Annotated in this window: 17 protein-coding genes; 5 read left to right on the top strand and 12 right to left on the bottom strand. The window is 71.8% G+C overall.

The genetic code is table 11. The features are described 5' to 3' along the window. Nucleotides 1-531 precede the first annotated feature (531 nt). Entirely contained in the window at nucleotides 532-1599 is a 1068-nt protein-coding gene (locus ACFYOU_RS21785; RefSeq protein WP_391307726.1) for a polysaccharide deacetylase family protein, read from the top strand. Between the two features lie 131 nt (nucleotides 1600-1730). Then, nucleotides 1731-2255, top strand: coding sequence for a hypothetical protein (locus ACFYOU_RS21780; protein ID WP_391307724.1), 525 nt, complete (start codon nucleotides 1731-1733; stop codon nucleotides 2253-2255). 43 nt (nucleotides 2256-2298) lie between these two features. Here ACFYOU_RS21780 and ACFYOU_RS21775 read toward each other — a convergent pair whose 3' ends face one another. The 11 genes from ACFYOU_RS21775 to ACFYOU_RS21725 form a co-directional block, all read right to left on the bottom strand. Further along, nucleotides 2299-3078 carry an ATP-binding cassette domain-containing protein gene (locus tag ACFYOU_RS21775; RefSeq protein WP_391307722.1) on the bottom strand — a complete coding sequence of 260 codons (780 nt, stop codon included), beginning with the start codon at nucleotides 3076-3078 and terminating at the stop codon, nucleotides 2299-2301. Next, a complete protein-coding gene (locus tag ACFYOU_RS21770) occupies nucleotides 3075-3875 on the bottom strand; it encodes an ATP-binding cassette domain-containing protein (RefSeq protein WP_391307720.1) in 801 nt (266 codons plus the stop codon). Before ACFYOU_RS21770 ends, ACFYOU_RS21775 begins: the two co-directional genes overlap by 4 nt. Further along, the gene (locus ACFYOU_RS21765) at nucleotides 3872-4780 is read right to left on the bottom strand and encodes an ABC transporter permease subunit (RefSeq protein ID WP_391307718.1); all 909 of its coding nucleotides are present in this window, start codon (nucleotides 4778-4780) and stop codon (nucleotides 3872-3874) included. Before ACFYOU_RS21765 ends, ACFYOU_RS21770 begins: the two co-directional genes overlap by 4 nt. Further along, entirely contained in the window at nucleotides 4777-5742 is a 966-nt protein-coding gene (locus ACFYOU_RS21760) for an ABC transporter permease subunit (RefSeq protein WP_391307716.1), read from the bottom strand. Before ACFYOU_RS21760 ends, ACFYOU_RS21765 begins: the two co-directional genes overlap by 4 nt. Continuing rightward, entirely contained in the window at nucleotides 5742-7265 is a 1524-nt protein-coding gene (locus tag ACFYOU_RS21755; protein ID WP_391307715.1) for an ABC transporter substrate-binding protein, read from the bottom strand. Before ACFYOU_RS21755 ends, ACFYOU_RS21760 begins: the two co-directional genes overlap by 1 nt. Nucleotides 7266-7315: 50 nt before the next feature. Further along, nucleotides 7316-8056: a DUF1684 domain-containing protein gene (locus tag ACFYOU_RS21750; RefSeq protein WP_391307713.1), complete on the bottom strand. Its 741-nt coding sequence runs from the start codon at nucleotides 8054-8056 to the stop codon at nucleotides 7316-7318. A 591-nt stretch (nucleotides 8057-8647) separates the two neighbouring features. Continuing rightward, nucleotides 8648-8920 carry a hypothetical protein gene (locus tag ACFYOU_RS21745; RefSeq protein ID WP_391307711.1) on the bottom strand — a complete coding sequence of 91 codons (273 nt, stop codon included), beginning with the start codon at nucleotides 8918-8920 and terminating at the stop codon, nucleotides 8648-8650. 227 nt (nucleotides 8921-9147) lie between these two features. Continuing rightward, nucleotides 9148-10698, bottom strand: a complete 1551-nt coding sequence (locus tag ACFYOU_RS21740) for an ATP-binding cassette domain-containing protein (RefSeq protein ID WP_391307709.1) — start codon at nucleotides 10696-10698, stop codon at nucleotides 9148-9150. Next, the gene (locus ACFYOU_RS21735; protein WP_391307708.1) at nucleotides 10695-11597 is read right to left on the bottom strand and encodes an ABC transporter permease subunit; all 903 of its coding nucleotides are present in this window, start codon (nucleotides 11595-11597) and stop codon (nucleotides 10695-10697) included. The genes ACFYOU_RS21740 and ACFYOU_RS21735 overlap by 4 nt, the downstream gene beginning before the upstream one ends. Then, nucleotides 11594-12613 carry an ABC transporter permease subunit gene (locus ACFYOU_RS21730; RefSeq protein WP_391307706.1) on the bottom strand — a complete coding sequence of 340 codons (1020 nt, stop codon included), beginning with the start codon at nucleotides 12611-12613 and terminating at the stop codon, nucleotides 11594-11596. Before ACFYOU_RS21730 ends, ACFYOU_RS21735 begins: the two co-directional genes overlap by 4 nt. Further along, complete coding sequence (locus ACFYOU_RS21725) at nucleotides 12598-14148, bottom strand: ABC transporter substrate-binding protein (protein ID WP_391307705.1); 1551 nt, start codon at nucleotides 14146-14148, stop codon at nucleotides 12598-12600. Before ACFYOU_RS21725 ends, ACFYOU_RS21730 begins: the two co-directional genes overlap by 16 nt. A 234-nt stretch (nucleotides 14149-14382) precedes the next feature. Here ACFYOU_RS21725 and ACFYOU_RS21720 point away from each other — a divergent pair, with 234 nt between their 5' ends. Continuing rightward, nucleotides 14383-14652, top strand: coding sequence for a hypothetical protein (locus ACFYOU_RS21720; protein WP_391307703.1), 270 nt, complete (start codon nucleotides 14383-14385; stop codon nucleotides 14650-14652). A gap of 4 nt (nucleotides 14653-14656) precedes the next feature. Next, nucleotides 14657-16054 (top strand): MATE family efflux transporter, encoded by a 1398-nt coding sequence (locus ACFYOU_RS21715; RefSeq protein WP_391307701.1) that lies wholly within the window; start codon nucleotides 14657-14659, stop codon nucleotides 16052-16054. Nucleotides 16055-16134: 80 nt separating this feature from the next. Here the strand turns inward: ACFYOU_RS21715 and ACFYOU_RS21710 are convergent, their stop codons facing one another. Further along, entirely contained in the window at nucleotides 16135-18885 is a 2751-nt protein-coding gene (locus tag ACFYOU_RS21710) for a hypothetical protein (RefSeq protein ID WP_391307699.1), read from the bottom strand. 825 nt (nucleotides 18886-19710) lie between these two features. On the opposite strand from ACFYOU_RS21710, the gene ACFYOU_RS21705 reads away from it, so the two are divergent. Then, on the top strand, nucleotides 19711-20262 hold the full coding sequence (locus ACFYOU_RS21705; RefSeq protein ID WP_391307697.1) for an RICIN domain-containing protein: 552 nt from the start codon (nucleotides 19711-19713) through the stop codon (nucleotides 20260-20262). The last annotated feature ends 32 nt before the right edge of the window (nucleotides 20263-20294 follow it).

Raw genomic sequence — 20294 nt, 5'->3', positions numbered from 1 at the left:
GGGGGAGGTTGGTCCGGGAATGCGATGACACAGGAGACGTTCACGGGCATGGCGCGCAGATGTTGCCCTTGGATATGGTCTGGACCTTCGGCAGGGCATGCGAACAATAGCGTGCCGGTGTCGCACTTGTGTCGCAATGATGGAGAGTTCGTGGACATCGGTGGGCGTCGGGCCCGTTGGCCGACCTCGCCGGAATCTGAGCACAGCAACAAAACCCCTCGTCAGAGGGGGTGCACCAGCCAACTCCGCCCAGAGCCGGAGCCAGGAATCCTGGTCGACTCCGGCCATCGCCCCATCCGCACCACCAGGATCCCCCGTCCCACCGGAAGCCGGGATCCCCAACCGTGCCCGCCTGCAACGACGTTCCACATCCGTCCGTCCGCGCAGCCGGCTCCGATCCCGGCCCCCTGCGTACGCACCCCCGTACACGCACCCGTTCGCCCGCCCGTAGGCCCGTCCGGGCCGTGCGGCGGAACGGGCGCGTCGGGGCCGGTCCGTCCGTCCGATCCCATCCCCGAGGAGGAAGAACGCATGCTGTACGCGGGAATCGCCTGGTCAGCCGACGGCTACGACGTGGAAGTCATCGACGCCGAAGGGACCCGGGTGACAGCCCCGACCCACTGGGGTGCGGAGCGCGTACCGGAGTTGACCGCCTGGCTCGGGGCGCCCGGCCCGACGTCCGCGCCGCCCCGCGCCGTCGTCGTGGAGAGCACCAACGGCCTGGTGGACGGCCTCTTCACGGCGGCCGGCCTGCCGGTGTACCGTGCCGACCCCTGGGTGCTTCCCGAGCGGCCCGACTTCGGCTCCGTAGCGGCGCGGGCCCTCGCCGAGCGGGCGAGGACCGACCTCGCCTCGCTCTCCCCGCTGACGGCGGAGGGCGGCGGCCAGACCGGTCGGGACGACGACTACCACGGCGGCATCCGGCGCAGCACCGCCCACGAGGCGGAACTCACCCGGGCGGGGCGCTGGTTCCGTCACGGACCGCGCGACCGCCGCGAGATCGCCCTGACCTTCGACGACGGCCCCGACCCGGTCTTCACCGGCCAGGTGCTCGACATCCTGGCCCGCTACGGCGTGCACGCCACCTTCTTCTGCGTGGGCCTGCACGTGAACGCGCTTCCGGACGAGGTGCGGCGGATCGTGGACGCGGGGCACGGCCTCGGCAACCACACCTGGTCGCACCCGTTCCTGCCCGATTTGACTCCCCGTCAGTTCCGGCTCCAACTGGAGCGGACCGACGAGGCGTTCGACCGCGCGGTGGGCCGGGTCCCGGTGGTCTTCCGGCCGCCGTACGGCGCGCGCACCCCGGAGACCCTGGGCGAACTCCTGTCCGGCGGGCCCGCCCTGGCCCTGTGGGACGTCGACTCCTGGGACTGGGCCCGCCCGGGCCCCGAGAAGATCGCCCGTACGGTGCTGGACCACGCCGGGCCGGGCTCCCTGATCCTGATGCACGACGGCGGCGGCGACCGCCGCCAGAGCGTGGCCGCCCTGCCGGCCGTGATCGAGGGGTTGTTGGAGCAGGACCTGCGCTTCGTGGCGGCGGACGCGCTGATGGGCGGGGCCGCGGCGCAGAACGCGGGCGCGCCCCCCGCGCTCTGAGGTGACGACCCGGTGGGGGCCGCTCCTTGGGGTGGCCCCCACCGCGGGGATCACCCACGCGCCCCGCCCGGAGTTCGTCCTATCCTGTCCGCCGTCCCACTCCGGGACGTGCCCGACGGAAGGACGGCCGCGTGCCGCACGTGTACGAGATCATGTTGGACGCCGAGTTGGAGCAGGCGTTCGACGTGTGGTCCAGCTATCTGGACGCCCGCACCGGCGAGGACCCCGAGGTCCGTGCACGACTGGGCGCCACGTTGCGGACGGCCCGCGCGGCAGCCGCCGAGGGCGACCGCCCGTCCGCGCGCGCCCTGGTGGCGGAGATGCACGACGCCGCCCGCGACGCCGGCCTGCCCTGGGCACCCGTGTCGTGCGATCCCCGTACGGCGGACCGGCGGGCCCGTGACTACGCCAAGGACGGACGGCGACGGGTGCTTCCCGTGCACCTGCGCGAGGACCTCGACAGCATCGCGATCCACCTGCGGGTCACGGGCCGCCGTCTGCGGGCCGCCCCCGATCTCGACGACGCCACCCGCGAGGACATCCGCTACGTCTCGGCCCGCGCCGGGATGGCCCTCGACCTCGCGCACCTCACGGCAGCGCGACGCGAACTCGAACGCCTCCAAGCGATCGCGCGCCGCTGTGGCGTGCAGCCCTGAGGGTCGGGCGACCGCGACGGCCGCGCCACCGTGCTCGTCCCCGCTACGCCGGCAAGCGCGGCACGCTCGACATCAGACGCTGCGTGTACGGGTGCTGCGGCGCCCCCAGCACCTGGTCCGTCGTCCCCTCCTCCACCACGCGCCCCTTCTCCAGCACCGCCGTACGCTCGCACAGCGACGCCACCACCGACAGGTCGTGGGAGACCATCACCAGCGTCAGACCGCGCTCCTCGCGCAGTTCGTGGAGGAGGTCCACGACCTTGACGCGGGTGGTGACGTCCAGCGCGCTGACGGGCTCGTCGGCGAGGAGCACCCGCGGTTCGCACACCGTCGCGCGGGCGATCGCGATCCGCTGCCGCTGACCGCCGGAGAACTCGTGCGGGTAGCGGTCGGCCGCGTCCGCGGGCAGACCGACCGCGGCCAGCGCGGCGGCCACCTTGGGCGCCGCCGTGCGGGGGTCGTCCAGGCCGAGCGAGCGCAGCGGCTCGGCCACGGTGTAGCCGATGCGCCGGCGCGGGTCGAGCGAGGAGTACGGGTCCTGGAAGACGCACTGCACGCCGCGCCGGAAGCGCCGCATCAGTTCGCGGTCACGCAGGCGCAGCTCGGCACCGTCGAAGCGGACCGTGCCCGCGGTGGGGCGGGCGAGCCCGAGCAGCAGCCTGAGCAGCGTGGTCTTGCCGGTTCCCGACTCGCCGACGAGCGCGAGGCTGTCCCCGGGGGCGACGGCGAGGTGGACGTCGCTCACGACGGGCGAGGCGCCGCCCCGGTACGCGTAGGAGACGCCGTCCAGCTCCAGCAGCGGCCCGGTCCCGGTGGGGGTCATGACGTCCTCCGTCGGTCCAGGGCGTGCTCCAGTTGGCGTGCGCTGTCCACCAGGGACGCGGTGTACGGGTCGCGGGGTGCGTGCACCACGTCGTGCACGGTGCCCTCCTCGACCGCCCGGCCGTCCTTGAGGACGATGACCCGCTCCGAGGTCCGCGCCACCACCGCGAGGTCGTGGCTGATGAACAGCAGCGCCATCGCCCGTTCCCGGACCAGCGCGTCGAGCAGGTCGAGCAGGTCGGACTGGACGGTGACGTCGAGCGCGGTCGTCGGCTCGTCGGCGATGAGGAGTCGGGGGTCGCAGGCCAGGGCCATCGCGAGGGCGACCCGCTGTCGCTGACCGCCGGAGATCTCGTGGGGGAAGGAGCGGGCCAGCCGTTCGGGTTCGGGGAGCCGGACCTGACTGAGGGCTTCGAGGACGGCCCGGCGCAGCGCGGCGCCCTTGAGACCGCGGTGGCGGGCGAGGGGTTCGGCGATCTGACGGCCGACGCGCATCAGCGGGTCGAGCGCGGTCAGGGGCTCCTGGAAGACGATCGCGGCCTCTTTGCCGCGTACCGCGGTGAGTTCCCTCTCGGTGGCGCCCACGACCTGGGTGCCGGCCAGTTCGACGCTGCCGGTGGCCGTCATGCCCTCGGGCAGCAGGCCGAGGGCGGCGAGCGAGGTCAGCGACTTGCCGGACCCCGACTCGCCGATCAGGCCGAGGCGCTCGCCGGGGGCGATGCCCAGGGACAGGTGGTCCACGAGCGTGCGTCCGTCAGCGGTGCGGATGACCAGGTCGCGGATGGCGAGGATGCTCATGCGGACCTCTCGCGGGTGGTCGGGTCGAGGGTGTCGCGCAGCCCGTCGGCGATCAGGTTGACGCCGATGACGAGGACGACCAGGAGGATGCCGGGGGCGAGCGCGCCGATCGGGGCGGTGGTGAAGGTGGCCTGGGCCTCCAGCAGCAGCCGGCCCCAGGACGCGTTGGGCGGTGGCGCGCCGAGCCCGAGGTAGGACAGGCCCGCTTCGGCGAGCACCGCCAGTCCGAACTGGAGCGCCAGGTTCACCGCGAGGGTGGGCCAGATGTTGGGCAGGACGTGGCCGGTCACGATCCGGCCCCAGGAGGTGCCGGAGGTGCGGGCGGCGGTGATGTAGTCCTGCGCCAGGACCCGTTTGACCAGGATGCGCACGAGCCGGGCGACGACCGCGCTCTGCGCCAGGCCGATGGCGAGGACCGCCGAGCCGAGGGTGCCGGAGCGGGCGGCCACGACGAGCATCGCGAGCAGCAGGGTCGGGAAGGCGATCAGGATGTCGAGGAAGGCGGAGAGGCTGTCGTCCAGCCAGCCCTGGGCGAAGGCGGCGAGCACGCCGAGCACCAGCCCGAGGGTCGCGGCGATCAGGACGGACCCGAGGCCGGCCTGGAAGGCGATCGTGGCGCCGTTCATCACCTGGGTCAGCAGGTCACGGCCGAGCTTGTCGGTGCCAAGGAGGTGGTCCCCGTCGGGCCCGGCGAGCCGTCCGCCGGAGGTGTCGTCGGTGGCGTACGGGAGCCACCAGAGGGCGACGAGGGCGAGCAGGGCGATCGAGCCGGCCAGCGCGCAGCCGACGATCAGGGTGTACGAGCGCCGGGTGGTGCGGCGCTCGGTCCCGGTCTCGGCGCGCCCGGGCCCGGGGGTCGTCCCGGGCCGGGCGGCGCTCGTGGTCACGGGTTCGAGGGACGTCACCGGGGGCCTCCCGACAGTCCGGCGCGCAGGCGCGGGTCGACGATCCGTTGGACGAGGTCCGCGGCGAAGCCGATCAGCAGGACCGCGAGGGTGGACACGAACAGCACGCCCTGGATGACGGGGTAGTCGTGCTGGGTGATGCCGGTGGTCAGCAGGGAGCCGAGCCCCGGCAGGGCGAAGACGGACTCCACGACGACCGCGCCCAGCAGCGTGGAGGCCAGCTCGATGCCGAGGACGGAGATGACCGGTACGGAGGCGTTGCGCAGCCCGTGGCGCCACATCGCGCCGCCGAAGGAGGACCCCAGTGCGCGTGCGGTGCGCAGGTGGTCGCTGCCGAGGACGTCGAGGGCCGCGGAGCGCACGTACCGGATCAGGGACGCGCTCATCACCAGGGCGATGGTGATCACCGGGAGGACGAGCGAGCGGACCGCTTCGCCGGGCTGGGCCCAGCCGTCGGGCGGAAAGCCGCCGGCGGGGAACCAGCGGGCGTTCACCGCGAGGACCACGATCAGGATCATGCCGAGCCAGAACACCGGTATGGCGATGCCGAGTTGGGAAACCCCGTTGAGCAGGGCGCCGTACCAGGTGCGCCGCTTGTGGGCGGCGAGGAAACCGGCCGGTACGGCGATCAGTACGGCCAGTACGAACGCGGCGAGGGTGAGCGGGAGGGTGACCCTGAGGCGGGTGGTGACCTCGGGCCCCACCGGCAGCGAGCTGACGAAGGAGGTTCCGAGGTCACCGCGGGCCAACTGGCCGATCCAGTGGACGAACTGTTCCGGCAGCGGACGGTCCGAACCGATCGACGCGCGGGCGGCGGCGATCTGCTCGTCGGTGGCTCCGACGGCGGTCAGCGCGTTGGCCGGGTCGCCCGGGAGCATCCGCAGCAGGACGAAGAGCACCACGCTCGCCAGGGCCAGCGAGACCAGCAGGAAGGCGAAGCGTCGCAGGACGTAGCGCGCCATCAGCCCTTCTTGATGTCGTAGGCGTAGAACTGCGAGTTCAGACCGTTGAGCGGGTAGCCGGAGATCCGGGTGTTGGCCACCACGATCTGCGGGTAGAGGTAGAGCCAGTCGCTGGCCGCGTCTTCGGCGGTCTTGCGGTTGACCTTCTTCAGCAGTGCGGTCTGCTCGGCGGCGGTGGAGGACTGCTCGGCCTTCTCGACCCAGGCGGTGACCTGTGGGTCGTCGTAGCCCCAGTAGAAGTCCGGGTTTCCGTACCAGACCAGGTCGCGGTCGTTGACGTGCTCCTGGAGCGTGGCCTGGAAGTCCCGGTTCTTGTAGACCTTGGTGTACCACTCGTCCGGGGTGATCGTGTTGATCTTGACGGTGATGCCGACCTTGGCGAGCTGGGAGGTGATGAAGGTGGCGGCCGTGGGGTGCGGGTCGTAGTTGGGGGTGTCGAGGGTGAGGCTGAAGCCCTTGGGGTAGCCGGCGTCGGCGAGCAGCTTCTTGGCGCGCTCGGGGTCGTGGGCGTCGATGGCGGTCAGGTCCTCGTACCACGGGTCGGTGGGCGGGACCATGGAACCGATCAGCTTGCCGTGGCCGCCCCAGACGGACTCCAGCAGCTTCTTGTCGTCGATGGCGAAGGAGACCGCCTGACGGACCCGGGTGTCGTTGAAGGGCTTGGCCTTGTCGTTGAACGCGAGCAGCAGCTTGGTGGTGGAGTTGCCCTCGGTGACCTTGTAGCTGGAGTTGTTCTCGAACTGGTCGAGGGCGTCGGGCGACTGCTCGCTGGTGACCACGTCGACGGCGTTGGTCAGCAGGGCGTTGTTGAGTGCGGTCGCGTCCTTGAAGTAGCGGAAGACGACCTTCTTGTTGGCGGCCGCGTCGCTCCAGTAGTCGGCGAAGCGGTCCAGGCTCAGGGCGGAGCCGCGGGTCCACCGGTCGAGCCGGTAGGGGCCGGTGCCGTCCTCGCTCTGCTTGAGGTCCTTCGCCTCGGAGCTGACGATCCACACGTAGGTGAGGTTGTAGACGAAGGAGATCGACTTCTGGGAGAGCTTGACGGTGACCGTGCGCGGGTCGGGGGTGGCGATCGACTTCACCACGGAGAGGTTCTTCTTCCGCGCCGACTGGGAGTCGGGGGCGAGCACGCGTTCCAGGCTGTGCTTGACGTCCTGGCTGGTGAGCTTCTTGCCGCTGTGGAAGGTGACGCCGTCGCGGAGGGTGAAGGTGTAGGTCAGGCCGTCGGTGCTGATCCGGTGGGACTCGGCGAGGAGCGGTTCCACCTTGCCGCCGTCGGTGAGCTTGAACAGCCCTTCGTAGACGTTGCCGTGGAGGGCTTCGGTGACGCCCTGTCCGCCGCCGCCGGTGTTGTCGAGGTTCTGCGGCTCGTAGAGGGACCCGATGTTCACGGTGGCGTTCGGGTCGTGCTTGCCGCCGGAGGTGGTGCCGGTGGAGTCGCCGGCGCAGGCGGTGAGGGTGAGGGCGAGGACCGCGGCGGTCGCGGCGGAGAGGGCGGAGGAGGTGCGAAGGCTCTTCGTGTTCATGGCAGAGAGTGCGCTTTCGTGCTGCGGCGGTCGGAGGTGCCGGGGTCGGATCAGTGCTGTGCGGGGACGCCGTCGCGGAAGACGGGACGCTTCTCACCGGCCGCTACGGGCAGGTGGATGCGGTTCTGCCGCGGCGGCATCGGACAGTTGTACTGATCGGAGAATCCACAGGGCGGCACGAAGGCCCGGTTGAAGTCGAGGCGGACGGTGTCCTGGCCGGTGCGGTCCACGAAGAGGAAACGACCGGCTCCGTAGGTGCTCTGTCCGTTGGTGGGGTCACCGAAGACCAGCAGCAGCACGCCGTCGTCGTCGAAGGCGTTGAGGGTGTAGTCGCGGCCGTCGACGGTCAGCCGGATGTCGCCGGGCACGACCAGGTCGCGGGTGCCGCCGTTGTCCCGGATGTGCTCGAAGGCGACCTTCCGGGCCCCGGTGACGGGGGTGTACGTGGCGTCCAGCACCCACGCCGGGTCGTAGGGGAAGACCTCGGTGTGCGCGAAGGCGCGGATCGCGGGGGCGTCGGCGTCCCAGAAGCGCAGCCCGCGCTCGGGCTCACCGGTGACGAGGTCGGTGCGCTCGACTGTGGTGACCGTGACGGTCGCCGGCTGCCCGGCACGCTCGGCCACCGGGTCGGGGAGCTGGCCCGCGGGGAGCCAACGCGTCTCGACGAGGGCGAGGTTGCCGGTCGCGGAGGTGACCGCGCGCCGCCGCTCGGCACACCACGCCTCCCACTCCCGCACGGGATCGCGGGTGGGGCGCAGGGGAACGGCGGGGTGGGACACGGCAGCACTCATTCACATAGATGTTCGACGGAATCACGCCCAAACATCACAGAGCGTGAGGTTCAACCCAAACTTTGATCTTTATCTTCCATAAGGCGGACTAATGTCAAGTGATGACACATAGCGAGACGGAGTGTGAAACGGGGTGCGGAGCGGTACGGGTCGGCAACAGCGCGCCGAAGGGGAGCGAGCCCTCGCCCAACACCCTCTGACCAGGGGCTACTTGGTGCGGGGTCGACTCCCGGTGCACGCGGCGAGGGGCAGCGGGCCACGGTCCGCAGCCGTCGGCTTCTGAGACGGTCGCCACACTCGGGCGCCGCACCCGCCCTCCTCGTCGGGCCTGCTCGCCGGCGTTGCGGGCAAGCCGCACCTCGGCCCGTTCGACGCCGATTCCCCCGGTGCGCGTCCTTGGCCACTTCGACGTCGGCGGATCCGACCGAACCCGGTAGAGCCAGTTGCGCGGGGCGCGGGGCCGGGGAGCGAGCCGCGGGGCGCGGGGACGGGGGACGGGGTCACTCCCCACCGTCGTACCGGACCGGGGTTCGGGGGAACGCGCCGTGCCGCCCGGAGCCGGGCGGCACGGCGGGCACCGGAACCGGAAGGTCAGCCGCGTCGGACCCACAGCTCGTAGTCCGGGGCACTGCCACAGGAGTACTCCAACGCGTGCCCGACCCGGACCAGGGCCTGCCCCGTGTAGTGACAGTTCGTCGCGGAGTAGTACGAGCCGTAGTTCAGCCAGACCGACCGGGCGGCGGCGGGCGCGGCTGGCGCCGAGGGCACGGCGGGTGCCGCCTGGGCGGCGGGTGCGGCGATCAACGCGGCGCCCGCCAGGGTCGCCGCCACGGCCGCGACGGAGAACGTTCTGCGAATCGACATGGTGGGTGAGCTCTCCTTAACTTCCCCATGGTGCGCCGGGGCCCCCGCCCCGGCTGCGCTGAAGCTTGTCCCGGTGGGCTCCGGCGATCAACGGGAAGCACACGTTCCACGACGAATTGGCCGATCCGCTGACCTTGGCCGAATCCCGGTGCACATCACAGCGAACCGGGCATCGCGCTGACCGGACGCCCCCGACCGACCGTGCGGCTCAAGGTGATCAAGCGTGATCAGGGCATCACGGTGCGGCCGGGTCGCGCACGGTCGGAGTCCCCCTTCGCATCGCGGAGGTCGAGTGGTTCGGTCAGCGATCCTCCCGTGGGCCCGGAGCGGATGACCCTGCCTTCCGCGAGGACGAGCATCGTGTCCGTACGCGTCGCCAGCAGGCGCAGGTCGTGGCTGATGTGGACGATCGACAGACCACGTTCCCCGCGGAGCCCTTCCAGCAGGTCCATGATGGCCTCGGCGGTGGAGGCGTCCAGCGCGGAGGTCACCTCGTCGCACAGGAGAACGTCCGGATCCGCCGCCAGGGCCCGGGCGATGGAGGCGCGCTGGCGCTGGCCGCCGGAGAGTTCCGATGGATAGCGGTCGGTGAAGGCGGCGGGGAGGCCGACGTCGGCCAGCAGTTCCCGTACGCGGTCGGCGGTCGCGGCCCGGCCGGCGGTCCGGCGGTGCAGCCGCAAGGGGCGGCCGATGGCGGACCCGAGGGGGCGGGCGGGATTGAGCGTGCCCAGGGGGTCCTGCGGAACGAACTGAAGGCGGCGGCGCTGCTCCCGGCTGCGTCCCGAAACGGTGGGCGCGAGGAGGGCGCCGGACAGGGCCACCGTGCCGGCGGTGGGCCGGTGAAGTCCCGCGATCGCCCGGACCAGGGTGGTCTTGCCCGAGCCGGAGGCCCCGGCGATCCCCGCGACCGTTCCGGGAGCGAGGCTGAACCCGACGTCGTGCAGGACGGGCACATCGGCCCCGCGGCGGCGGAACGCGGCGTGCAATCCGGTGACGGAGAGCACGGGGGCGTCGGCGGCCGGAGCGATCCGGTCGACGGGCCGGGCCGGTGAGCCGAGCCGGCGGCTCACGGCCGGGGAGAGGTTCACGACCTCGTCCGCGAGCCGGGCGACGAGGTCGCCGTCATGACAGGACAGCGCGACGGCGAGCCGGTGGCTGCGGGCGAGGTGGCGCAGCATGTCGGCGATCTCGTCCCGCAGCGCCGGGTCGAGGCCGGCGGTCGGCTCGTCCAGGAGGAGGACCGACGGGTGGCGGGCGAGGGCACGCGCGAGGGCGACCCGGCGCTGCTGGCCGCCGGAGAGCTCACCGGGGCGGCGGGAGAGGAAGGCGCGGTCTCCGGGGAGGCGGACCTCCTCCAGTAGGGCGACGAGCGCCGCCGTGTCGCGGTCCCGGGCGGTCTCGGCGAGGAGTCCGCGCACTCTCATCCGGGGGTTGAGCCCGGTCGCGGGGTCCTGGCCGACGTAGGCGAGCCGGTGGCGGCGCAGGGCGCGCAGGGCATCGGGGCCGAGGTCCAGGACGTCCCGGCCGTCGATCTCCACCCGGCCTGCGGTCCGACGGGCCCCGTGCGGCAGTGCCCCGGCGATCGCGCGCAGCAGGGTGGTCTTGCCGCTCCCGGAGGCCCCGGTGAGGGCGGTGACCCGGCCGGGGACGAGGCGGAGGGTGCCCCCGTCGAGGAGGAGCCGGCCGTTCGACGCCGTGATGGTCAGCCCGGCGACGTCGACGGTGACTTCGCGCTCGGGGGTCCGGCCCTCGGGGTACCACTGCGGAGTGTGGTTCACCGGGTGTTCACCGCTTTCCGGCCGCTCCTCGGGACGAGCGCGGAGGCAGCGAGGTTGACGCTCATGGCCAGCAGGCCGATCGCGATGCTGGGGGCCAGGACGGCCCAGGGGTTGAGGACGATCCCGGCGGCGTTCTCGCGGATCATCAGGGCCCAGTCCGCGGCCGGGGGCTGGGGTCCGACCTGGAGGAAACCCGCGGTCGCGACGAGGTAGACGGCGGCGACGAAGCGCAGCCCGAAGAGGGCGAGGAGGGTGGCGCGGAGGTTGGGCAGCACGTCCCGGACGGCGAGGTGCCACAGGCGTTCTCCGCCGACGGCGGCGGCCTCGATGTAACCGGAGGCCGCGATGGGTGCCGCCGCACCGGTGACGAGGCGGACGGCGTAGGGCACGCCCATCACGACGGCAGCGGTGATCACCGCGAGGCGTCCGCCGTCCGGCCAGGAGAGCGCGATGAGGAGGATCCCGAGCACGGCGGGGAGCAGCATGAGGACATCGGCGGTGCGTTCGACGATCCTGCCGACGGTGGGGCGGAGGGCGGCGACGGTGCCGAGCAGCGCGGAGAGGGCGGTGACGAGGAGAGCGACGAGGAGGGAGGTGACGATGAGTTCGCGGCCGCCCGCGAGGAGGCGGCTGAGGACGTCCCGGCCGAGTTGGTCCCCGCCGAGGGGCGCGTCACTGACGGGTCCGGCGTACGGGGCCGCGACGGGGACGTCGATGGCGTGGGGGGCGAGGGAGGGGCCGGCAACGGCCACGAGGAGAAGGAGGAGCGCGGGCGCGGTGCGGAGCAGGACGCCGATGGGCACGGGCCGAGGGCGCGGGGTGGTCGCGGACGCTCCCGGTGCCGGGTCCGGACTTCGGCCGGTGCTCCGGTCGGGGCCCTTGGGGTGGTCAGCGGTCATGTGCGTGCTCCGGAGGCCCAGGCGCGGATCAGGTCGGCGGCCAGCAGGACGAGGGTGATGACGGTCCCGGTGACGGCCACGACGGCGGCGATGAGGGGGCTGTCGCGGTCGGTGACGGCGCCGGCGAGGACGGATCCGATGCCCGGGTAGTTGAAGACGGTCTCCACCACGACCGCGCCGCCGAGGAGCATGCCGGTGGAGGTGGCGATGCCCGCCGTGATGGTGGGCAGTGCGCCGGGCAGCAGGTGGTGGGTGAGGACGCGGCGCCGGGACAGCCCGTCGAGCACGGCGGTCTCCACGTGCGGGGCGTCGGCCTCGTCGGCGAGGGCCGCGCGCACGATCCGGGTGTTCCAGCCGATCTGGGGGATCGCCAGCGCCAGGACGGGCAGGACCATCATGTCCCAGGAGGCGGGGGCGCCGTCCGCCCCCACGAGGGTGACGGCGGGGAGCCAGCCGGTCCACAGGGAGAGGGTCAGGAGCAGGGCGACCGCGACCACGAACTCGGGCAGGGCGAGCACGCCGGTCGCGGTGGCGGAGACCGTGCGGTCGACGGCCCCGCCGGGGCGCAGCGCGGCCCAGCACCCCAGGGCGATCGAGACGAGCAGGGTGATGAGCAGCGCCGTGCCGCCGAGCAGCAGGGTGTTGGGGAAGGGACGGGAGAGGAGGTCGGCGATGGATTCGCCCCGGGCGGAGACGCCGAGTTCCCCGGTGGGCAGTCCGGTCATCCAGTCGGCGAAGCGCTCGTGGACGGGGCGGTCGAGGCCGAGCAGGACCCGCCGGGCGTCGATGTCGGCGCTGCTCTCGCCGCGTTCGGAGGTGGCGTTCGCGGCGTCGCCCGGCAGCAGTTCCACGGCGGCGAAGACGGCGGCGAGCAGCACGGCGAGCAGCAGCAGCCGACGGGCGAGGACCCCGCCGAGCCACAGGGTGCCGTACAGGCCCCGGCGCAGGTGGGTGCCTGCGCCGGGGCCTGGTCCGGCGGCGCCGTCGGGGCCGCTCGCGGTCAGCGGGCCAGCCATGTCCGCTCCAGCTGGACCCGTCCGTAGCCGGGCAGCTCAGGGAGGTCGCGGACGGCGGCGGTGGCGAGGTCGATGCCCTCGGCGACGCCCCAGAGCAGATAGCCGGAGTGCTCGTGCTCCAGGAGTTGGAGCCGGCGCAGGGCCCGGGTGCGGTCGGCGGGGTTCCGGGTGCCGATGGCCTTGCGGTAGGCGGTGTCGAAGTCGGCGTTCTCCCAGGCGGCTTCGTTCTGGGCGGCCTCGGAGACCATGGTCTTGCTGGCGAGGAAGACGACGGAGTCGTTGGTGCCCCAGTAGGTGGTGTAGAGGTCGCCCTTGAGCCAGGTCTTCTCGTAGAAGGCGGCGGATTCCTGCTTGACGACCTCGATCCGGACGTCGGCCTCACGGACCTGGGTGGCGAAGAGGGTGGCGGACTCGGCGAGTCCGGGGACGTCCTCGGTGGTGACGAGCCGGTAGGTCTTCGCGGTGTCGAAGTCCGCCTCCTTCAGCAGGGCCCTGGCCCGCTGGAGGTCGCGGGTGCGCTGCGGGATGTCCCGGGCGTAGGCGGGGTCTCCGGTGCCGAGGACGTCGTTGCCGACGCTGCCGTAGCCGGAGAGGACCTGGTCGACCATGGCCTTGCGGTCGACGGCGAGGCGTAGGGCTTCGCGGACCCTGCGGTCGGCGAACGGTCCGGACCCGGCGCGCATCACGATGGGCATGGCCATGTCGTCGGGGCGGCGGACGATCCGTATGTCCTTGCGCTTCTCGGCGGTACGGGCGGCGACGGCGCCGGCGTTGGAGGCGAGGTCGATCTGCCCGGCGAGCAGGGCGTTGGCCATCGCCTGCGGGGACTCGAAGATCTTGACCTCGATGGCGTCGAGGAGGACCTCGCCGCCGTGCCACTTCTCGTTGCGTACGAGTCGGGCGTTGCCGGACCGGTACCAGTCGAGGCGGAAGGGGCCGGTGCCGGGGGCCTTCTCCAGCTCGCCCTCCGGGGTGTCCTTCTTGAGGACGAAGGTGGACAGCCGGGTGAGGAGGGGGAGTTCGGCGTTGGGGTAGTCGGAGACGAGAACGATCGTTTCGCCGTCGGCGGTGATGTTCGAGGCCTTGATGCCGGGGAGTCGGGAGGCGCCGGCGGGGGTGCCGCGGAGTCTGCGCAGCGACCAGACGACGTCCTCGGCGGTGACGGGGGTGCCGTCGTGGAAGGTGGCGCCGGAGGCCAGGGTGAAGCGCCAGGTCTTCAAGTCGGCGGAGGGCTTCCAGGTGCTGGCGAGCCGGGGCGCGGTGTTGCTGTCGCCGCTCCCGGGAGTGGTGAGGGTGTCGTACAGGAGGGCGATGATCAGATAGTCGCTCTCGTTGGCCTGGGTGCCGTGGGGGTCGCGGGTGACGGCGTTGACGCGACCGAGGGCGCCGACCCGTAGCGTGCCGCCCTTCGCGGGCTTGCCCCCGTCCGTGGCGGGCCGGCCGGCGGGGGCGCTCCCGTCCGAACAGGCGGCGAGGAGCGCCGTCGCGCCCGTCGCCCCACTGGCCAGCAGCGCTTGTCGCCTGGTCACGTTCACGTACAGCCTCTATCCACTTCGGAGGAAGAACCACGACATCTTAGGCTTGCCTATCCTTATGACAACCCGCATCGCAAAGTGACGGATCATCAGCACGTCGTCCCGGTCGAGCGTGAGCGCGCACCACCTTCCCAGAACTCCGCTCACCACAGCGCTGGTTGTGCACCCCGGAGGCGATTCCCAGGGGAGCCGAAAGGGGCTCGTTTCGCCCGACTCCAGCGCTACGGTCCATGGTTGGTCGGATACCGCCCGAACAACGGCATCGGTGCGGCCGGTGCCGGCGGAACGCTCGGCGGCACCGTCGGCGGGGTCGCCCGCGAGGAGCTCACTCCGCTCGACTCGCCCTCACCCGGAACGATTATGGTCACACTGATCAACGACGGTGGAGAGACGTACCTCGACACGGTCCCCGACGACGACCGGATGCGTGCCCCCGACCTGCTCTGCCCGGAGCCCGGGCGGGAGACCGACGAACGGCTCACCACACTCCGCAGGAACCGATGACCTCATGCTGACCACCCTCCTCCGCGACAGCCGCGCCCTCGCGACACTCGCCGTCCCGCTGGTCCTCACCCAGCTCGCCCAGGTCGCCATCGGCACCACGTCCACCGTGATGATGGGTCTTCTCGGCACGCGCGAGCTGGCAGCCGGCGGCCTCGCCCTGGTGGTCTTCAACCAGATCCGCACCATGGGCGTCGGCCTGATCACCTCCGTCGGCAACCAGATCGCAGCGGCGACGGCCCGGGCGGAGAAGAACGGCGAGGACTCCTCCGGGGCGGCTCACGACGAGGTGCGCGCCATCGTCCGGGCGAGCCTTGCGGTGGCCACGCTCGCCGGACTCGGCGGGGGCGTCCTGATGGTCCTGATCGGCCGATCCCTGACCCGGCTCGGCCAGGACGCGGCCGTCGTCCCCCTCGTCCAGGACCTGCTGCTCGTCCTCGCCCCCGGTCTGCTGCCCTGTCTGTGGTTCCAGGCGATACGGCAGTTCACCATCGGGATGCGACGCCCGCAGGGCTTGCTCCGGATCACGCTCGCCTCCGTCGCCGTCAACGCGGGACTGGCCTGGGTCCTCATGCACGGCATCGGGTTCCTGCCCGAACTGGGCCTCAACGGCATCGGCATCGCGAGCTCACTCGTCCATCTGTTTTCCTTCCTCGCCCTGTACGCCTCCGCCCGGCGCGACCCCGAGCTCGCGCCGATGCTCACGCTGAACGTCGCCCGGGCCGATCCCGCCACCGTCCGCAGGCTGGTCCGCCTCGGCGTCCCGATCGCCGCGACCTACGGATCCGAAGCCGGTTTCTTCTCGGTCACCGCGCTCCTCGCGGGTTCCTTCGGCCCTGCCGCCCTCGCCGCGCACACCGCCGTCAACCAGCTCGTCTACATCGTCTTCCAGGTCGCGGTCGGCCTCTCCCACGCCGCGTCCCTCCACGTCAGCCGCGAACTCGCCCTCGACCGTGTCGACCACGCCCGCCGGATCAAGAACACCGCCCTTGCCTGCGCCGCCGCCGTCATGACCGCCGTCGGCCTCGTCTATCTCGCCCTCCCCGGGCTGGTCCTCGCCCCCTTCCTGGACTCCGACGCGGACCGTGCCGTCAGCATCGCCACGGACCTGCTGGTCGTCACCGCCTTCCTCCAGTTCTTCGACTGCGCCCAGAACATCGGCATCGGCCTGCTGCGCGGCCTCGACGACACCAGGAGCGGCTTCCGGATCACCCTCGTCGGCTACTGGGCCGTGGGCCTGCCCGCCGCCTGGCTCCTCTCCCACACCCTGGAACTGGACACCCTCGGCATCTGGCTCGGCCTGCTCACCGGCCTCGCCACCACCGCGGTCCTGCTGCTGCGCCGCTACTCCACCTCGCTGTCGCAGCGGGCCGGCATCCCCGCAACCAGCCCCGCGTCACCGTGACCCCGAGGTGATGACGGTCCGCCGCGACGACTCGTCCGTCCTCGCCCGCCCCTCGCTCGGTCAGGGGGCGGGCTCGGACCTCAGGAGTCCTGGTGCTCGCCGGCGGTCTCGCGGATCCGGGCGCGGGTCGTGTCGGCCTGTTCCTGGATGCGCTGCTGCACGGGGGCGGGGACGCCCTGGTCGTGGAAGTGGGTGACGAGGGTGTCGAGGGTGGCCTCCGCACGTTCGAGGTCGCCGGCCTTGGCGTGGACGGTGGCGAGGCGGCGGAAGGCGGCGTTGAGGGTCAGGTTGTCCAGGCCGGTGTCCTGGTCGGTACGGGAGACGGTGACCGCTTCGGTGAGTTGGGCGACGGCGGTCTTGGTGTCGGGCTGACGGACCTGGAGGCGTCCCTCTCCGATGGTCTGGAAGTGGCGTCCGGCGTTGGCGCCCCGCGCGAGGCGGGCGTAGGCGGCGAGCGGGTGGTCGCCGTGGCGTTCGACGAGCTCCTGGAGGGCGTCGTTCCCGGTGGTGAGGTGGGGCGCGTCGGAGCCGAGGAAGGCCAGCAGGGTGCCCTGGTCGTCGCCGGTGAGGAGTTCGCCGACCTCCTGGTCCGCGCGGTCGAGCGGGGTACGGACCCGGACGGTGCGGGTGGGCGAGACGGTGCGGGCGCCGTCGAGGCCGGTGTGCACGGCGGTGATCTTGTAGAGGCCGGGTTCGGCGAAGTACAGGCCGTCGCTGCCGTAGCCGAGGTAGGCGGTCTCGTAGACGGCCGGGTTCGCCTCGGTGAGGGTGAGGGTCCGCTCCTGGGGGCCGTGTCCCGTGCAGGCGCGGGCGATCGGCCGGAACACCCGGGTACGGCCGTACGGATCGGTGATGACGATCGTGGTCCGCTCGCCCTTCGGGCCGATCGCCTCGGCCACGGTGACGTCCCCTCGTATCCCGGTGCGGGAGAGCCTCAATTCGGCCATGACCGGTTCGCCGTAGCCGAAGAACCGCTTCCCGCCCAGCGACAGGGACAGGCCCGGGTCCTCGCCGGTGCCCGGCAGCGTGAACGCCTGTGCGGTGGCGCTGAGGTCGAGTGCGGCGTTGGTGATGGCGTTGTCGCCGCCGGGGACGATGTGGCGGTAGAAGCCGTGCCGCAGGTGGCGCAGTTCGTTGTCGCTGAAGCCGTACGGGAAGTCCTGCCAGAAGTGCTCCGGCCGCCGGTCGCCGTTGGCGTACACCGACGGGTAGTTCATCCAGGACAGTTCGCCGAAACCGTTGTTCGGCCCCAGCGGGGCGGGCGGGACGGCCAGGTTCTTCTCCCAGGAGTGGAGCATGTTGAAGACGTGCCCGAGCTCGTGGACGTAGGTGAACAGCTCCATCGAGGTGTTCAGCGCGTTGTAGTCCCGCAGGGCGTTGGAGAAGACGGCCACGCCCTGGCGCTGCCTGCCGACCTGGTCGAACATGATCCCGGCGACGCTGTCGTGGTAGGAGTGGTAGGTGGCGACGAAGGCCCAGATCTTCCACTGCTCGGAGTCCCGGTGGAGGCTGAAGTTGGCCTCCATGGCGGCGTGCAGCTCGGCCTCCGACCACTTCAGATCGGCTCCCGAACTGTCGGCGACCACATTGACCTGGCCCGCGTTCTTGAGTTCGATGCCCGCCTCGGCGTAGGCGGAGGCGAGGGTCAGCACCCGGTTGCGGTAGCCGCGCGGGACGGCGGCCCCGCGGGAGGTGTCGTAGCTCTGGAAGACCTGGGTGCCCGCCATGGCGTCGGTCTCCAGCTCGACCGAGCGCAGCGCCGGACCCACGTAGGAGCAGGACAGCTGCAGGGTCGTGCTGTTGTCGCGCGCCAGCAGGGCGAAGTGGGCCGTGGACAGGGGACTGTTCACGGCGACCCGGGACGTCTGGAACACGACGTTCGTCCATGGCGAGTTGTTCGCCCAGGAGAGGCCCGTGGCGCTCACGTTGACCAGGCCGTACCCCGACACGACCAACAGCTCGGTGGTGGTGCGGAAGGAGTCGGTCCAGGTGTTGCCGGTGAACAGGTCGCCGCTGATGACGCCCAGGGGCCGCTCGCCCTCCATGTCGACGCGCACCTCGACCCGCTGGTTGCCGAGGGTGCCGGTCCAGCGGCCGGTGAACGGGCGGTGGGCCGTGCGGTAGTGCTCGGGGAGCGCGGCCAGTCCGGGCACACCGAGCCGGTCCAGCGCGCCGGAGGCCAGGACCCCGGTCTTCCAGTTCAACAGGACCCCCTGGGCGCCCTTGATCAGCAGACTCTGCCGGGTGCCGTCCGCCGCGGGCTTGTACGGGGCCACGTGGTCCAGGCCGGAACGGAAGTCCTCCGGCAGCGCGGCCCAGCCCGCGCACCCCGACGCGTCCGGCCCGTCGGTGATCAGCGCCTCGCGCACCACCCCGGTGGACCAGTTCAGGGTGAGGACCCGCCCGCCCTTGAAGAAGTACGTCTGCCGTGAGCCGTCCGCCGCGTTCGGCGCCTGGAACAGGACGTCGACCTGGGAGCGGTAACCGGTCGGGAGCGCCGTGCCCCAGTTGGCCAGCGTCGTCCACGGCCCCTCGCTCAGGACCCGCCCGCCCTGCTCCCAGTCGTACCAGGTGTAGGTGTTGCCGTAGAAGAAGAGGCTCTGTTGCGGCTCCCCCGGCCGGGACAGCAGCAGAGCGCCGAGCGCCGCACCCCGGTTCGGGAAGTTGTACAACTGGGGCGCCAGCCCGGTGAGCCAGTCCGAGCCGATCCGCTGCTGCTCGTTCACCAGGGCACCCTCCATGCCCTGCGAGAACAGCAGCCGCCACTCACTGCCCGCCGGGGCCGCCAGCACCCAGCTGAAGCCCGTCGCCTTGTAACGCATGAACCCCATGACCCGTACTCCTCCCAGAGAAGGTGAATCCTGCGGAACCGGCCGATCGACATGCGTCGCTCACTTCCCGCACCGCCCGAAGGTGAGCAGGGACCAGTCGTCGGCCTCGGCCTTCGCGGGTGGTCCCGGTGCGGATGGGGCAGCTGTGGGTCTTCATGAGCTTGGCCCACGGTCCTCGTGGACCGTCCGCGCTCGGGCAGTGGCCTCCCCCGGGGCAAGAGCGAGTGCCGCACGGGGAGGAACAGCCGCTGTCTGGAGAGCGGGTAAAGGAACGGTCATGCCGAGCCGGGCACAGTCGACCACACGGCGCCGTTACCGGAAATCGAACAGACAGCCCCCATGCGGTCGTACAGAGACGGAATGGCGCATACCCCCCTTATTTGGGTACGCCTACGCCCTTGCGTTCCCGGACTGACCCCTCCGCTGCGAGCAGCCGAGGGAACGATCGCCCCCGCACCCCGCGTACCCGAGTTCAGCAGCCCGGACGGTGCGCGCCGCCCCACCGGCGACGTCCGTGCTCACGAAGGCGTGGAACTCCACGCAGAACGGGCCGCTGCCCCGCCCGCTCGAAACGGAACCCCTGCGTCGCCCCCCAGAACGACCGGAACCCACCGGTCGCGGAAAGGCCCCTCGCATCCGCGCCGTCGCCACCCGCTCCCCCGCCCTGCACGTGGCGCCCGGGCACCGGACGACGTGGCCGGTTTGCCGTTCTGTACGCCGTGGCCGCACGGTCCCTACGGTGGAGCCGGTCCACCACGTCCCGGGCGCCCGACCCGCACCCCGTCGGGCCCGTGCGGACGACCTGCGACAGAGCGGAGAATCAGGATGCCGACGATCCGTGACCGCGAAACGAGGTTCACCGTCCCGGACGGGGAGGTGTTCATCCATCTGGCCGGGCGGCCCGATCTGGTGTGGGACATGGCCGGCGCCTCCCAGCAGGCGGGTGGGAGGGCCCTGTTGTGGCAGCGCCACGGCGGCGCCAACCAGAGGTGGCGGGTGACCACCTTCTTCGACCAGGAGGACAACCCCTACACCTGGTTCCGGATCACCAATGTCCACAGCGGCATGGCCCTGGTCCACCGGGAGGCGGACAACGCCTTCGTCCAGCAGCCCGCCGGCCAGCCGCTCTCCGACGAAGGCTGGGCACAGTGCTGGGCCATGGGGCACCCGGGCTTCGCCGGGTCGAGCTACGACCCCTCCAAGCCCTCCCAACCGCACCCCACCGGCTCCGACGGCATCCGCGTGCGCTTCAAAGGGAACTACAAGTCCGGCGGCGTGGTGACCATCGCCGCCCCTGAAGCGTCCGGGACGCATCTCTCCTCCACCGAGAACTGGGCCGACTTCGAGACCGGTTGGAGGTTCGTCGCCGCCTCCTGATGCGCGACGCCTCCCAGGGCCCGGGCCCGTGA

It is taken from the genome of Streptomyces sp. NPDC005955, assembly GCF_042871255.1.
Classification (GTDB): domain Bacteria; phylum Actinomycetota; class Actinomycetes; order Streptomycetales; family Streptomycetaceae; genus Streptomyces.
This window is presented reverse-complemented; position numbering and strand designations above follow the sequence as displayed.

Excerpts from the sequence above, each read along its gene's own strand:
- ACFYOU_RS21760 (WP_391307716.1), bottom strand. The coding sequence starts at position 5,742 with ATGGCGCGCTACGTCCTGCGACGCTTCGCCTTCCTGCTGGTCTCGCTG.
- ACFYOU_RS21705 (WP_391307697.1), top strand. The coding sequence starts at position 19,711 with ATGCCGACGATCCGTGACCGCGAAACGAGGTTCACCGTCCCGGACGGG.
- ACFYOU_RS21775 (WP_391307722.1), bottom strand. The coding sequence starts at position 3,078 with ATGACCCCCACCGGGACCGGGCCGCTGCTGGAGCTGGACGGCGTCTCC.
- ACFYOU_RS21730 (WP_391307706.1), bottom strand. The coding sequence starts at position 12,613 with ATGGCTGGCCCGCTGACCGCGAGCGGCCCCGACGGCGCCGCCGGACCA.
- ACFYOU_RS21715 (WP_391307701.1), top strand. The coding sequence starts at position 14,657 with ATGCTGACCACCCTCCTCCGCGACAGCCGCGCCCTCGCGACACTCGCC.
- ACFYOU_RS21755 (WP_391307715.1), bottom strand. The coding sequence starts at position 7,265 with ATGAACACGAAGAGCCTTCGCACCTCCTCCGCCCTCTCCGCCGCGACC.
- ACFYOU_RS21785 (WP_391307726.1), top strand. The coding sequence starts at position 532 with ATGCTGTACGCGGGAATCGCCTGGTCAGCCGACGGCTACGACGTGGAA.
- ACFYOU_RS21750 (WP_391307713.1), bottom strand. The coding sequence starts at position 8,056 with ATGAGTGCTGCCGTGTCCCACCCCGCCGTTCCCCTGCGCCCCACCCGC.
- ACFYOU_RS21735 (WP_391307708.1), bottom strand. The coding sequence starts at position 11,597 with ATGACCGCTGACCACCCCAAGGGCCCCGACCGGAGCACCGGCCGAAGT.
- ACFYOU_RS21770 (WP_391307720.1), bottom strand. The coding sequence starts at position 3,875 with ATGAGCATCCTCGCCATCCGCGACCTGGTCATCCGCACCGCTGACGGA.
- ACFYOU_RS21710 (WP_391307699.1), bottom strand. The coding sequence starts at position 18,885 with ATGGGGTTCATGCGTTACAAGGCGACGGGCTTCAGCTGGGTGCTGGCG.
- ACFYOU_RS21745 (WP_391307711.1), bottom strand. The coding sequence starts at position 8,920 with ATGTCGATTCGCAGAACGTTCTCCGTCGCGGCCGTGGCGGCGACCCTG.